Origin of the sequence: Streptomyces sp. NBC_00038 (genome assembly GCF_026343635.1) — a bacterium.
Classification (GTDB): domain Bacteria; phylum Actinomycetota; class Actinomycetes; order Streptomycetales; family Streptomycetaceae; genus Streptomyces.
In genome coordinates, this window is record NZ_JAPELQ010000001.1 from 1539945 (window position 1) to 1553352 (window position 13408).

General features: G+C 71.3%; 10 protein-coding genes. All 10 read left to right on the forward strand.

The features are described 5' to 3' along the window. The first annotated feature begins 15 nt into the window (after nucleotides 1-15). From OG219_RS07160 to OG219_RS07205, 10 genes are read left to right on the forward strand one after another with little or no spacing between them, the layout of a single operon-like run. The gene (locus tag OG219_RS07160; RefSeq protein WP_266824016.1) at nucleotides 16-732 is read left to right on the forward strand and encodes a hypothetical protein; all 717 of its coding nucleotides are present in this window, start codon (nucleotides 16-18) and stop codon (nucleotides 730-732) included. Further along, nucleotides 729-1415 (forward strand): hypothetical protein, encoded by a 687-nt coding sequence (locus OG219_RS07165; protein WP_266824018.1) that lies wholly within the window; start codon nucleotides 729-731, stop codon nucleotides 1413-1415. The genes OG219_RS07160 and OG219_RS07165 overlap by 4 nt, the downstream gene beginning before the upstream one ends. Nucleotides 1416-1424: 9 nt before the next feature. Next, entirely contained in the window at nucleotides 1425-1796 is a 372-nt protein-coding gene (locus OG219_RS07170) for a hypothetical protein (RefSeq protein WP_266824020.1), read from the forward strand. After that, nucleotides 1789-2928, forward strand: a complete 1140-nt coding sequence (locus OG219_RS07175) for a hypothetical protein (protein WP_266824022.1) — start codon at nucleotides 1789-1791, stop codon at nucleotides 2926-2928. The genes OG219_RS07170 and OG219_RS07175 overlap by 8 nt, the downstream gene beginning before the upstream one ends. A gap of 52 nt (nucleotides 2929-2980) precedes the next feature. Continuing rightward, a complete protein-coding gene (locus OG219_RS07180; protein WP_266469200.1) occupies nucleotides 2981-3511 on the forward strand; it encodes a phage baseplate assembly protein V in 531 nt (176 codons plus the stop codon). A gap of 20 nt (nucleotides 3512-3531) precedes the next feature. Continuing rightward, on the forward strand, nucleotides 3532-3891 hold the full coding sequence (locus OG219_RS07185) for a hypothetical protein (RefSeq protein WP_266824024.1): 360 nt from the start codon (nucleotides 3532-3534) through the stop codon (nucleotides 3889-3891). After that, on the forward strand, nucleotides 3888-4274 hold the full coding sequence (locus tag OG219_RS07190; RefSeq protein WP_266824026.1) for a GPW/gp25 family protein: 387 nt from the start codon (nucleotides 3888-3890) through the stop codon (nucleotides 4272-4274). The genes OG219_RS07185 and OG219_RS07190 overlap by 4 nt, the downstream gene beginning before the upstream one ends. Then, entirely contained in the window at nucleotides 4271-7417 is a 3147-nt protein-coding gene (locus OG219_RS07195; RefSeq protein WP_266824028.1) for a putative baseplate assembly protein, read from the forward strand. Before OG219_RS07190 ends, OG219_RS07195 begins: the two co-directional genes overlap by 4 nt. Continuing rightward, nucleotides 7414-11232: a putative baseplate assembly protein gene (locus OG219_RS07200; protein WP_266824030.1), complete on the forward strand. Its 3819-nt coding sequence runs from the start codon at nucleotides 7414-7416 to the stop codon at nucleotides 11230-11232. The genes OG219_RS07195 and OG219_RS07200 overlap by 4 nt, the downstream gene beginning before the upstream one ends. Beyond that, nucleotides 11232-13373 (forward strand): hypothetical protein, encoded by a 2142-nt coding sequence (locus OG219_RS07205; RefSeq protein ID WP_266824032.1) that lies wholly within the window; start codon nucleotides 11232-11234, stop codon nucleotides 13371-13373. Before OG219_RS07200 ends, OG219_RS07205 begins: the two co-directional genes overlap by 1 nt. Nucleotides 13374-13408: the final 35 nt, after the last annotated feature.

Here is a 13408-nt window from a genome sequence, read left to right on the forward strand (position 1 = left end):
TGGAGACCGAAGGAAATGCGCAACCCCACCGAGATCGAGCAGAAGCTGTTCCAGACACAACAGGAGATCGTTGACTGCACCGGGTTGGTGGTGGACCGCTCGGTCACGGGAGACCTCGGCGAGACGTTCGAGGAGGCACCGGCGCTCTTCACTTATCTGCCCGACTGGCAGGAGGTGGTGTTCAGCCGCGATCTCTGCGTGCACAGTCCTCGTATCTCCGAGATCGCCAACTGCTGGCACAGCGCGCAGGCATCCGGCCTTCCGGAGATCCGCGGCGAGTTCCGTGTGACCGATCTGTTCACCGCGCTTCTAAAGCATCCGCCGGACCTGACCTGGGCCGGTTCCACGGACGAGGAGCGGGAATTCTTCACACAGCTGCGCGTCATCGACGACACCCCACTCGCTGCCACGGGCCAACTCGCGGCCATCCGGTCCCAGCCCCGGGTCGACCCCCTGGAGGTCTGGTACTACGACATGGAGTTGACCAGCGCCGAGGGCTGGACGCGGCAATACGTCAAGCTGGATCTCACCTATCCCGAATACATGGAGCAACTGGCCCTTACCAAGGGCACTTTGGGATGGCAGTACCTCTTCACCGATGAGGTCCCGCTGGGTCATCCGGACTTCGACGACGTCAGGAATCAGCTGACGACCATGTTGGACGTGTTCCCGCGCCTTTTCCCTGCCTGGGACTACACGGAACTCAACCGCCGCCTGGAGGCCCGCCTGTGACCCGCTACGCCGACATCCCCAAGCCCATCCGCTCCGGAATAGTCCTCATAGACCCCGAACGCGGCACCCCCCAGCGCATCATCGTCCTGCAGTTCAACCCGGACACCCTGGAACGCAGCCTCTCGCCCCAATCGGCGGGCGGCAGTGGCGACTCCGGGGGAGGCGGCAGCGGGTCCGGAGACAGGAACGAGGCGCTCCGGCTCAAGGGCCCCGCTCAGGAGACCTGGAAGTTCACTGCCGAGATCGACGCCACCGACCAGTTCGAGGTCGCCGCGCCCGACGGGATCCACCCCCAACTGGCCGTCCTCGAAATGCTGGTGCAGCCGACCTCGGCCCAACTGCGTGAAGCGAGCCGCCTGTCGAAGACGGGGACGATCGAGATCAGTCCGATCGAGATGCCGCTGACCCTCTTCACATGGGGCAGCAAGCGCGTCATGCCCGTGCGGCTCACCGAACTGTCCATCAATGAATCCGCCTTCGACGTGAATCTGAACCCGATCCGGGCCTCGCTGAGCATCGGCTTGAAGGTGCTCACGGTCAGCGACCTGCCGGCCGGACACCGCGGCGCCGAGCTGTACTTCGCGCACCTCGCGCAGAAGGAGCGGCTGGCCGGCGCCGCCCGTGCGGGAAGCCTCGGCACTCTCGGGCTCACCCCCGGCGACATCGGCATGGGAAGGGGCTGACCGAACACCATGGCCGGCACGGAACCGTACGAGAACGCCCTGGACGCGATACCCGGCGCCCACCCCTACCCCCGCTCCAGCCGCTACCACGACGCCGAGATCGGCGTGCACCGGCAGCCGGACGGGACCGAAGTCCGTTACGCCAAGCGCCGGTTGCTGCCCCCGGTGGCGGACGACGCCGAGGACACGCAGGCGCACACCGTCAGCACCGGTGAGCGCCCCGACCTCCTGGGGCAGCGCTACTTCGGCGACCCCGCCCAGTGGTGGCAGATCGCCGACGCCAACCCCGTCCTGGACCCGCGCGAACTGACCGCCGAACCCGGCGGCGAGATCGACATCCCGCGCGCCGGCAGCTTCCCGCGGGGAGACCGGCGTGTCTGAACTGCCCGTGGGCCAGGGCCCTGTCCACATCACCCTCTCCATGGGGCCGCAGCTGGCCCGTCCGGTACCCGCCGAGGTGGCCGAGGCGCTGCTGTCGGCGCAGATCACCGCCACGGCGGGCGAGCGGAGCGGTTTCCAGCTCGCCTTCGACCTGACCAAGAACGGGCTGATCAACCGGGCGCTGCTGCCGGAGGGGTTCTTCGATCCGAAGACCCGGATCATCGTCACCGTCACGGTCAAGGGCACTCCGGAGGTCCTCTTCGACGGGCTGATCGTGCGCCAGGAGGTGGGCACCAGCAACCAGCCGGGGCACTCCACGCTGACGATCACGGGCGAGGACCTGACGCTGCTCATGGACCTGGAGGAGCGCACGGACCGGTATCCCAACCTGCCTCCGTCCGACCGCGTCCTCGCGATCCTGCGCCGCTACGCGGACTACGGCATCCGGCCGGACGTGTACCGGGAGAAGATCGCCCAGCCGCCGCACGAGAACCTGCGCGTCCACTACCAGACCGGCACGGATCTGAGTTACGTGACCGAGCTGGCCCGCGCCAACGGCTACACCTTCTACCTGGAGCCGGGGCCCAACCCCGGCCAGTCGTCCGCCCGTTGGGGTCCGGAGGTCCGCCTCGGGATCCGCCAGCACGCCCTGAACGTCAACATGGACGCCAACTCCACGGTCGACCAGCTGACGTTCGCGTACGACGGAACGGCCCGCGAGGAGCCGCAGGCGCGCTGGCAGGACCCGGGGACCCGGCAGTCGACCCTGCTCCCTCAGCCCCTCATCAGCCCCGTGCGCCCCCCGCTCGGCAAGCGGCCGACGCCCGCGCTCAAGCGCAAGACGCTCTCCGGTACCGCCAAGCAGCAGCGCGAGGCGGCCGAGGCCGAGCTGCTCGCGCGCGCCGCCGTGTCCGCCGACGTCATCTCCGGTTCGGGCTCGCTGGACGTCAACCGGCACGGCTACCTCCTGCAGCCGCGCCAACTGGTCGGCGTACGCGGCTCCGGACGGGCGTACGACGGCGACTACTACGTGAAATCCGTGACGCACAACCTGCGGCCGGGCTCCTTCCAGCAGAACTTCACGCTCTCCAGAGAAGGGCTCGAAGCGCGCAGCGCCTACGTCCGGCCATGACGCGCAACCGGTCTGCAGCAGCCAACACCCCACGAACCAGGAGCAGTTCAGCATGGCGGCACCCAGTAATCGCTACCTCGGCAAGTTCCGCGGCCGGGTCATCGACAACAACGACCCGCTGCACATCGGCCGGGTCACCGTCGAGTGCCCTGACGTCCTGGGTGATGAACCGTCGACATGGGCGCTGCCCTGCCTGCCCTTCACCGGACCGCAGGCGGGCCAGTTCGTGGTGCCGCCGCCCGGCGCTGGTGTGTGGGTCGAGTTCGAGCAGGGCGATCCGAGTTTCCCGGTGTGGACGGGGTGCTGGTACGGGACGGAGGCCGAGCTGCCGCCGGACGCGCGAGCCGCGGTGCAGCAGAACTCGCCGAACAAGCCGGTCGTCGTGCAGACGCCGGGGGACCACAAGATCGTGATGAACGACGCGCCAGAGCAGGGGATCCTCCTCCAGGCGCAGGGCGGCGCGTACATCCGCATCACCAAGGAAGCCGTGGTCATCGCGACCGGCGAAGGCGCCGAGGTCATCCTGCGCGGCAAGGAAGTGACCATCAACAAGGGCCAGTTGACGATGGCCGCGAAGCGATAGAAGACGGGGGATCATCCAGCATGTCCGGGACATCCGGGAATCTACTCACCATCGGCGGTGGCTCCGGTGCGGCGATCAGCTGCCCGCACGGCGGCCGCGCCACCGCGACGACCGGCGCTTCGGACCGGGCCGTACTCGTGAACGGCGCGCCCGTGGCGACGGCCACCCACAACTACGTCGTGACCGGCTGCCCTCACACGGTCGGTGGTGTACCCGAGCCGTGTGTCGCCGTCCGCTGGACCGCGGACTCCTCGGGCATCGCGGTCGACGGCGCGCCGGTGCTGCTCGACACGTCCGCGGCCCAGTGCGTCACGGCGGCGTTCGTGCCGCAGGGCCCGCCGTTCGTCCAGCCCGCGCAGCGAGAGGTGACCGTCCGATGAGCGCACGCACCCGCATCCGCAGTGATCTCGCCTTTCCGTTCCGGGTCGACCGTCGGGGGCGCAGCGCGCACGCCGACCGCGACGAGCATGTCCGCGACCTGATCGAGCAGTTGCTGTTCACCAGCCCCGGCGAGCGCGTGATGCGCCCCGACTTCGGCTGCGGCCTCCTCGACCTGGTCTTCACTCCCAACAGCCCCGAGCTGGCGAGCGCGTTGGAGCTCTCGGTGCAGGCGGCTCTGCAGCGCTGGCTCGGTGATCTCATCGAGGTGGCGGCTCTGGACGTGGTGAGCGAGGAGAACGTCGTCCGCGTGTATCTGTCGTACGCCGTGCGCTCCACCGGGAGCCGTCGTGACGACGTCTTCGAAGGGAGGGCCGAAGCGTGACCGGTCCCCTGTCCGCCCGACGGACCAAGGTAAGAGCGGCGCAGCTCAACGGAGTTGACGCCGTGGAGGTGAGTGACGAGGGGCTCCTGCTCACCGTCACCTTCCTCGGCAAGGCCCCGCACGGCCTCGGCGCGCAGAACGTACGGATCGACGGCGGCCGCCGGATCACAGGCATCGCGGCCGTCGACGTGAGCGTGGAGCGCGAGGAGGACCCCGAGCTCGACGACCGGCTGTACGTCACCCTCGACAAGGCCGGCGACACCTCCCGCTACCGGATCTCCCTCGTCGAGACCGACCCGTACGGGCGGCCCGGCACGGAGCCCTTCCGCGGCTTCGACCAGCGCTACCACAGCGCGACGTTCGCCTTCCGGCCCGACTGTCCCACGCCCTTCGACTGCGCGGACGGAGTGGTCGAGGAACCCGAATTCCCCCGGGCGCCGGTCGTCGACTACACGGCCCGCGACTACGACACCATCCGCAAACTCCTGCTGGACCGGCTGGCTCTCACCACGCCCGACTGGATCGAGCGCAACCCGGCCGACCTGGGCTTGACGCTCGTCGAGCTGCTCGCGTACACCGGCGACCAGATCAGCTACCAGCAGGACGCGGTCGCCACGGAGGCGTATCTCGACACCGCGCGCCGCCGGGTCTCCGTACGCCGTCATGTCCGGCTCATCGACTACGCGATGCACGACGGCTGCACTGCGCGGGCGTACGTGACGGTGGAGACGGCCGGTGAACACACGCTGCCCGCGGGCACGTTCCGCTTCGCCTCCGTCGACATTCGCGCCGTCGATCCGCACGACCGCCCGGCGCCCGGGACGGTCGTCGACGACCGGGACCTCGCCGACCTGGCGGAGCGCGGCGGCGTCGAGGTCTTCGAGCCGGTCGCGGCCAGGGATCCCCTCGAACTGCGCGGCGCGCACAACGCCGTACGCCTGTGGACCTGGGGCGGCGACGTGTGCTCGCTGCCGAAGGGAGCCACCGCGGTCACCCTGCGCGACGAGTGGCGGGACGCGGAGACCTGCGAGGGTCGCCAACTCGACCTGCGCGCTGGTGACTTGCTCGTGCTGGAGGAGGTGAAGGGACCGCGTACCGGGACACCGGGCGACGCCGACCCCTCCCACCGTCAGGCGGTGCGCCTCACGTCCGTCACGCCGGGCGTCGACCGCATCGAGGACCAGCCGGTCCTGGAGGTCACCTGGGCCGCCGAGGACGCGCTGCGCTTCCCGCTCTGCCTGACCACACGCGGCGGACGCGACTGCGCCCCGGTCGAGGATGTCAGTGTGGCGCGCGGCAATGTGGTCCTCGTCGACCACGGCCGTACGGTGCACTGGTGCGGCAGCACCCTGCCGGAGACGGTGACCGTGCCGCCGGCGCCCGCCGTCGTGGCCCCCTGCGACCCTCCCGCCTTCGGCTGCTGGGACCCCGACGACGGCAACGCGACCGCGAAGCTCATCAACTCCCTCACGGACAAGGCGGAGTGCGGCGAGGCGCTCACCGCCGACGACGTCCGCGAGCTGTTCGACGTGGTGGGCGAGGACGCGACCGTACGCGCCGGGCTCGGCCTCGAGCTGGCGGGCCAACGGCAGGAGCGGGTCGTGCCCGGCACGGCGTACGCACAGGCGGCGGCGCTGCGCACGCTGCTCGCACAGTCCGTCTACCCAGGCATCGCGCCCCGCTTCCGGCCGCTGCTCGGCCGCTCGCCCGTGGTGCAGGCCGTGCAGTTCCCCGACCCGGGGGCCGTGTCCGCGGGGCAGGCCGAGCGGATCGGCGCCATCCCGGGCCGGGTGAAGCAGCGTCTGGTGGAGCTGTGGCGCAGCGCCCGTGACCGCGACGGGCTCGGTGACCAGGAGATCGCCGAACTGGCCGTGATCTACGGCCTGAAGGTCCTGGAGCGTTTCGAACTGCGCCTGCACCCGGTCCGAGCCCTGCGCGAACTCCTCTACCGCAGCGACCAGTTGCTCGACTCCAAGCTGCGCCGCATCGAGGTGCTGACCTCGCGCGCCCGCGCCGGGACGGTTCTCGACGGCCACATCGCCTGGGAGATCGCCCACAGTTGGGGCCCTGCCTACGCCGAGGGCATCCACCCCGACGAGCCGGTCCTGCGGGGTTCCGCCTCGGCGGGGCTCGCACAGGACGCACGCCGCGCCCTTCCCGCCGTACACCTCCAAGAGGGCGAGCTGCGCTGGAGTCCGCGCCGCGACCTGCTCGATAGTGGGCCCCGCGACCGGCACTTCGTGGGTGAGCTGGAGGACGACGGGCGGCTCGCGCTGCGCTTCGGCGACGGACGGCACGGCGCGAAGCCGACCCCCGGCGCACGCCTGGAACTCCACTACAGGCTGGGCGGCGGCCTCGCGGGCAACGTGGGCGCCGAAGCCATCAACCACCTGGTGCTCTGCCGCGACGACGACGAAAGCGGCAAGGTGCCGGTGGCCGGGGTACCGGTGGCCGGGGTGCGCAATCCGCTCCCCGCCGTCGGCGGCACCGAGCCCGAACCAATCGACCAGGTACGCCAGTTGGCGCCGCTGGACCTGCGCCGCACGAGGCTGCGTGCCGTGACCGCCGACGACTACGCCGCTCTCGCCTCGGCCCTGCCCGGAGTGCAGCGGGCGGCGGCGGAGCTGCGCTGGACGGGCAGCGTCCAGGAAGCGCACATCGCGATCGACGCGCACGGCACCGGCGCCCCGACGTCCGCGCTGCTCGACGCGGTGGCCCAGTCCCTGGAGGCCTACCGGCGCATCGGCCACGACGTGGTGGTGAAGCCCGCGCGCCTGACGCCGCTCGACATCGCGCTGACGGTGTGCGCGCGGCCCGGACACCAACAGGGCCAGATCCTGGCCGAGCTGTACCGCGTACTCGGCCGTGGCCGACTCGCCGGGGGACGGCTCGGCTTCTTCCACCCCGACGCGCTGACGTTCGGCGAGCCGGTCAGGCTCAGCCGCCTGGTCGCTGCCGCGGCGGCCGTCCAGGGCGTGGAGAGCGTTCAAGTCACCCGTCTGCGGCGGCTGTTCGAAGAAGACCGAGGAGAGAGGGAGGACGGCGTGCTGCGGCTCGGCCCGCTGGAGATCGCCATCTGCGACAACGACCCCGACCGGCCGGAGAACGGCCGGCTGGCGATATCCCTTGGGGGTGCCCGATGACGAGCGACGAGCTCACCCCGGACTGCGGCTGCGGCTGCGCCGGGACCTGCGCGGGCGGTCACAACGAGCGGGTGGCACCCGCCGCGCCGCACAACCCGCCGGGGCGCAGCGCCCTCGACTACCGCGTCGGCGAGTACGGCTCCTTCCTGTCGGCCCTGCGCGACCGCCTGGCGTCCCCCGCCTACCCGGCGCTCGCCGGGCTGACCGTGCGCACCCCCGACGACCCGGCGATCGGCCTCCTCGACGCGACCGCCGTCCTCGGCGACCTGCTGACGTTCCACTCCGAGCGGATCGCCGACGAGGCCTATCTGCGCACCGCGAACGAGCACCGCTCGCTGGTGCTGCTCGGCCGTCTGGTCGGTCACCGGCCGCGTCCCGGTGTCGCCGCGAACACACATCTCGCGTACACCCTCGACCGCGACCCACGGGCCGAGACCCTGCCCGTGGTCATCCCGCGTGGGGCGCGCAGCAACAGCGTCCCGGCGTCTGCCGACGAGGAGTCGCAGACCTTCGAGACCAGACGGGACCTCACGGCCCGCTGGGACTGGAACGAGCTCCGACTGCGCCGCAGGCGCCCCTCCCTGATCACCCCTCAGGACCTCACGCGCCGCTCGGAACTCTTCGTCGAGGGCACCGCGAACTCCCTTCAGACGGGAGACCAGCTGCTCTTCGTCTTCGGTGAACAGGCGGGCGGCGAACGGTTGTTGCTTCCCGTCTCGCGCGTACGCATCGACCGCGACGACGAGATCATGGCGATCGGCCTGCCCCGGTCGGCCCCGCCGACCCTCAAGGAACTGGTCGACGAGGTACGCCGCTGGACCACCGAGCCACAGGCTCCGGGCGCGCCGGGCGACGAGCCGCCCACGCCCGAGGTGCCCAACCCCCGTCCGGTGAGCCGTCTGATCGACGACCTCGACGACCAGGTGCTGGCCCCGCTGCGGGACGGCCTGGACGGCGTGAAGACGCCGGAACAGCTGATGTCCGCTCTCACCGAGCCCCTCGCACGTCTCGCCGAGGCTCAGGTCCTGGCGACACCGTACGAGGACGTGGCCGAGTGGTTCGCCCAGTTGGAGGCGATGCTCGCCGAACTCGCGGAACGGGCCGGAGAGCTGGCGCCTTCCCAACCGGAAGACCAGCCGGAGGCCTCATCGGCGAGCCGGTCGGAGCAGGGCGCGTCCGCCGCCGCCCCGCTCCCCCGCCCGGACGAGGCCGCGCTGGGGGCGCTCACCGCCCTCCTCCCCGCGTTGAGCGGCAAGGCTCCCGCCCCGAGCGGCGGCACCTTCGCGGCCACTCCGGGCGCGGACACTGCACGCCTGCTCAAGACCCTCGACCCGGCACTCGGGGCCCTCTACCCGGCGTGGCGGCAGGCAGCGGCGCCCGGCGCGCCGAACCTCCTGCGCGAGCTGCTCGCCCTGCGCGCGAAGGCGACCCCCTTCGGCGCGACGGCTCCCTTGAAGCCGGTACAGGACGATCGCGGCCGGGTGATCCGCACCACCGACTGGCCGCTGACGGGCGCTGTCCTGACCAGCATGCGTGTGGTGTTCGACCCCGCGGGCAGGGTGCCGCAGGCGGCCGAGTTCCAGTACATCGAGGGCGGCAGCTCCGACCAGCGGGCGAGGACGCTCCCGATCGCGCAGCCGGAGAGTTTCCCCCTCGGCCCCGGCCAGGTCGAGCTGTCCACCCGCAACAGCCAGGACCGCGAGCTGAACTGGCTCAGCCGCCGCCCCACCGACTCCCAGGAGCCAGGCGTCACGGCCCGCCTCCACTCGGGCCTGCCCGAGCGCACGCTCTTCGTGTCGCGCCCGGACGCGGAAGGGGTCGTCAACGTCGGCATATACAACGGCGCGGCCAGGGAGATCCCCCTCAGCCCCAACGTTCCGGTGCGCTTCACGCACGGCGAGTACGAGGTGACCCTTCGCTACACGGTGGGCACCACCGCCCCCACCGTGGAGATCGTCATCGCCACCAGGCCGGCTCCCGCCGACCGCCATGTGGTGCAGCTGGACACCGTGTACGACGGCATCACCGTCGGCAGCTGGGTCGCGATCGAGCGGCCCGCCAAGGGCGACGACGACGCGCACCCCGGCGACAAGAAGTTCAAGCTGGTCACCACGAAGGTCACGGCCGTGCGCACGGCCGCGTACACCAACTACGGCATCACCGGCCGCGGCACCGAACTCGTGCTGGCCGACGCCTGGTTGGACGACAAGGACGTACTGCTCTCGCACATTCGCGACACCACCGTGCACGCGGCGGGTGAGCCGCTGCGCACGGCGGACGGGCCGCTCGCCGAGGACGTGTCCGGCAACGAGCTCGAACTCGCCGAGCTGTACGACGGGTTGCGCCCCGGCCGCACTCTCGTCGTCAGCGGCCTGCGCGGCGACATCCCCGGCACCGTCGGCGTCGAGGCCACCGAGGTCGTGGTGATCGCGGCCGCCGAACCCTCGCTCGATCCCCAACTCCCGGGCGACCACGTCCACACGAAGCTGACGCTGACCGCCGATCTCGCCCACCGCTACCGGCGCGAGACGGTGAAGATCCTCGGCAACGTGGTGGAGGCGACACACGGCGAGGGCCGGGACGAACCGATCGGCAGCGGCGACGCCGACCGTACGAACCAGACGTTCACCCTGTGGCAGTCGCCGCTCACCTGGATGGCGTCGGACACTCCGCTGGGCGCCACGCCCGTCCTGGAGGTCCGGGTCGACGGCCTGCTCTGGCACGCGGTCGACAGCCTCGCGGGCCGCGGGCCGCGCGAGCGGGTCTACATCACGGGCGCCACCGGCGACGGCCGTACCACGGTGACGTTCGGCGACGGTGTGCACGGCGCGCGGCTGTCCAGCGGCCACGAGAACGTACGCGCCCGCTACCGCTTCGGCACCGGCAAGGCGGCGAACGTGGCCGCGCAGCGCGTCACCCAGGCGCTGACCCGGCCGCTCGGCGTCACCGCGGTGACCAATCCGCGCCCGGCGACGGGCGGTGCCGACGCGGACGGTCCCGCACTGACCCGGCGCACGGTTCCCCTCTCCGTGGCGGCCCTGGACCGTCTGGTGTCCGTGCCCGACTACGAGGACTTCGCACGCTCCCGCGCCGGTATCGGCCGGGCCGCGGCGCGCGAACTCTTCGACGGGCGACGGCGCGTACTGCACGTGACGGTCGCGGGCACGGACGATGTTCCGATCGCCGACGACGCCGACGTACTGCGCGCCCTGCGTGGCTCGCTCACCGAGTACGGCGATCCCCGGCTGCCCGTCCGGGTGGACGTACGCGAACTCGTACTGCTGCTGATCGCCGCGAAGGTGAAGCTCGCGACCGACCACACCTGGGAGGTCGTCGAACCCCGCCTCCGGGGCGCCCTGTTGCGCCGACTCGGCTACGAGGGACGGGAGTTGGGCCAACCGGCCCGCCTCTCGGAGATCCTGGCGACGGCGCATTCGGTGCCGGGCGTCGACTACATGGACGTCGATGTCTTCACCGGGATCTCCGCGTCCGCCGTCGCGGGCGCCACCGCACAGGAGCTGACGCGGCTGCTCGGCACACCCGGCGAGCCGAGGTCCTCGGTCCCGGCGCGCGAGGCGACGTACGACGAGAAGATCCACACCGTGCGCAGGAAGGACGGCGAGACCCTGTCGGAGATCTGTGCCCGGCACGGCGTTCCGCTCGCCGAACTCCTGCGCCTCAACCCCGACATCACCGACACCCGGCGCCTCGCCAAGGGCCGTTCGGTGTTCGTCTTCCGCGGCATCCGCCCGGCGCAGCTCGCGCTGCTGACGCCGAAGGCCGCGGACACCCTGATTCTGACGGAGGTCAAGTGATGTCCAGGGAGCCGGACGGGCTCGTATCGCTGCTCCCCCAGTGGCACCGCCTCAGGGACACCGACGAGGGTGAGCCGCTGCGCGCCCTGCTCGCGGTGATGGCCGAGCAGATCGATGTCGTACGCAATGGGGTCGAGCAGAGTTACGAGGACCTGTTCGTGGAGACGGCGGCGCCCTGGCTGCTGCCGTACCTCGGCGACCTGGTCGGCTATCGGACGCTGCCCGGCTATGAGCGGGTCCTCACCACCGGTCTGCGGGGCGGGAGTTCGGCCGCGCTGACGGAGGCGATCGCGCCGCGCCGCGATGTGGCCGCCACCGTCGCCAACCTACGCCGCAAGGGAACGCTGCACCTGCTCGAAGAGCTCTGCGAGCAGGTGACTGAGTGGCCGTCGCGGGCGGTCGAGTTGTCGCGGCTCGTCTCGCACCAGCAGCCGGTCAAGCTGTACGGGTCCGGGGACGCGGGCCGTTCGCGGCGCGGGCGTCTCGCCGACCTGCGGGACGGTTCAGCGCTCGACCTGGCCGGTTCCGCCTTCGGGACGGTGGCCCGCTCGGTGGATGTCAGGAGCGCCAACTCCCGTCGCAGGCAGGGTGGTTCGACTCCGGCCGGAGTCGGCCTCCACGTCTGGCGGCTGAAGGCGCACTCGCTGACGTCCTCCCCCGCGTACTGCATCGACCGGGCCCGCAACCTCTACACCTTCTCGATCCTCGGCAACGACAGCCCGCTGGTCACCAAGCCGGAACCGGAGCCGTCGGCGACGCACATCGCGACGATCGACAACGTCCCGGCGTTCGTCCGGCGGCGCCAACTGCACGACCGGCTCGCCGACTACTACGGACCCGGCAAGAGCCTCGTCATCCGCCGCGACGGCGAGGACAAGCCGGTGCCTCCGTCGGACATCGTGGTGGCCGACCTGTCGGACTGGCGCTACCGGCCGGGGCGCGGACAGGTGGCGGTCGATCCGGAGCTCGGGCGGATCGCGTTCGGGGCGCGGTCGGCGCCCCGGCAGGGTGTCTGGGTCGACTACCACTACGCGTCCGGCGCCGACATGGGAGGCGGCGAGTACGCGCGGGACCGGGCAGCGCGCCCGGACGCCGCGTTCTACCGGGTCGGGCCCGGCCAGACGTACCGGCAGATCATGGACGCGTACCAGGCCTGGCAGCACGACCGGCGGGCCGGAACCTGCGGGCCCGAGGGCATCATCGAGATCACCCACAGCGGCGCCTACCAGGAACAGCTGGACTTCGACCTGGACCCCGGCGACCGCCTCGAAGTACGTGCGGCGGAGGGCACCCGCCCGGTGATCCGGCTCCTCGACTGGTACAGCAACCGTCCGGACGCGCTCAACATCCGTGCCGTGTCCGAGGATTGCGCGCCGGGCGAGCGGCCGCGGATCGTCCTCGACGGGCTGCTCGTCGCCGGACGCGGCATCAATGTGACGGGCCGGATGGGCGCGGTCGTCCTGCGCCACTCGACGCTCGTGCCCGGCTGGTCCCTTGAGCCCGAGTGCGAGCCGCACTCCCCGCAGGAGCCGAGCTTCGTCCTGGAGCGCACCACGGCGTGCCTCCAGATCGAGGACAGCGTCCTCGGCACGATCGAGGTCATCGGCGACGAGGTGTCCGAGGAGCCGCTCGACATCCACATCCGCGACAGCGTCCTGGACGCCACCGCGAGCGATCGCCCGGCCCTGTCCGCCCCGGACTGCCGGCACGCCCACGCAGTCCTGCACGCGCACCGCACCACGGTCATCGGCGAGGTGCACACGCACGCGGTGGAGATCGCGGAGGACTCGGTCTTCACCGGCCGGCTCCATGTGGCGCGGCGCGGCATCGGGTGCATGCGCTTCTCATACGTCCCGGCCGGCTCGCGCACGCCGCGCAGGTACCGCTGCCAGCCGGATCTGGCCGGTCGCGGCGAGGCGGCGCGCGTGCGTCCGCTGTTCACGTCCGAGCGCTACGGGACGCCCTGGTACGGGCAGTTGGCGGACCGCTGCGCCCAGGAGATCCGGCGCGGCGCGCAGGACGGCGCCGAGATGGGCGCCTTCCACGACCTGTACCGGCCGCAGCGCGAGGACAGCCTGCGGGCGCGGCTCGCGCAGTACACGCCCGCGGGCACGGACGCCGGGATCTTCTACGTGACCTGAGCCGATACGTGACCTGATCCGACCGCGACAACCGA

Excerpts from the sequence above, each read along its gene's own strand:
- OG219_RS07190 (WP_266824026.1), top strand. The coding sequence starts at position 3,888 with ATGAGCGCACGCACCCGCATCCGCAGTGATCTCGCCTTTCCGTTCCGG.
- OG219_RS07185 (WP_266824024.1), top strand. The coding sequence starts at position 3,532 with ATGTCCGGGACATCCGGGAATCTACTCACCATCGGCGGTGGCTCCGGT.
- OG219_RS07180 (WP_266469200.1), top strand. The coding sequence starts at position 2,981 with ATGGCGGCACCCAGTAATCGCTACCTCGGCAAGTTCCGCGGCCGGGTC.
- OG219_RS07170 (WP_266824020.1), top strand. The coding sequence starts at position 1,425 with ATGGCCGGCACGGAACCGTACGAGAACGCCCTGGACGCGATACCCGGC.
- OG219_RS07160 (WP_266824016.1), top strand. The coding sequence starts at position 16 with ATGCGCAACCCCACCGAGATCGAGCAGAAGCTGTTCCAGACACAACAG.
- OG219_RS07200 (WP_266824030.1), top strand. The coding sequence starts at position 7,414 with ATGACGAGCGACGAGCTCACCCCGGACTGCGGCTGCGGCTGCGCCGGG.
- OG219_RS07205 (WP_266824032.1), top strand. The coding sequence starts at position 11,232 with ATGTCCAGGGAGCCGGACGGGCTCGTATCGCTGCTCCCCCAGTGGCAC.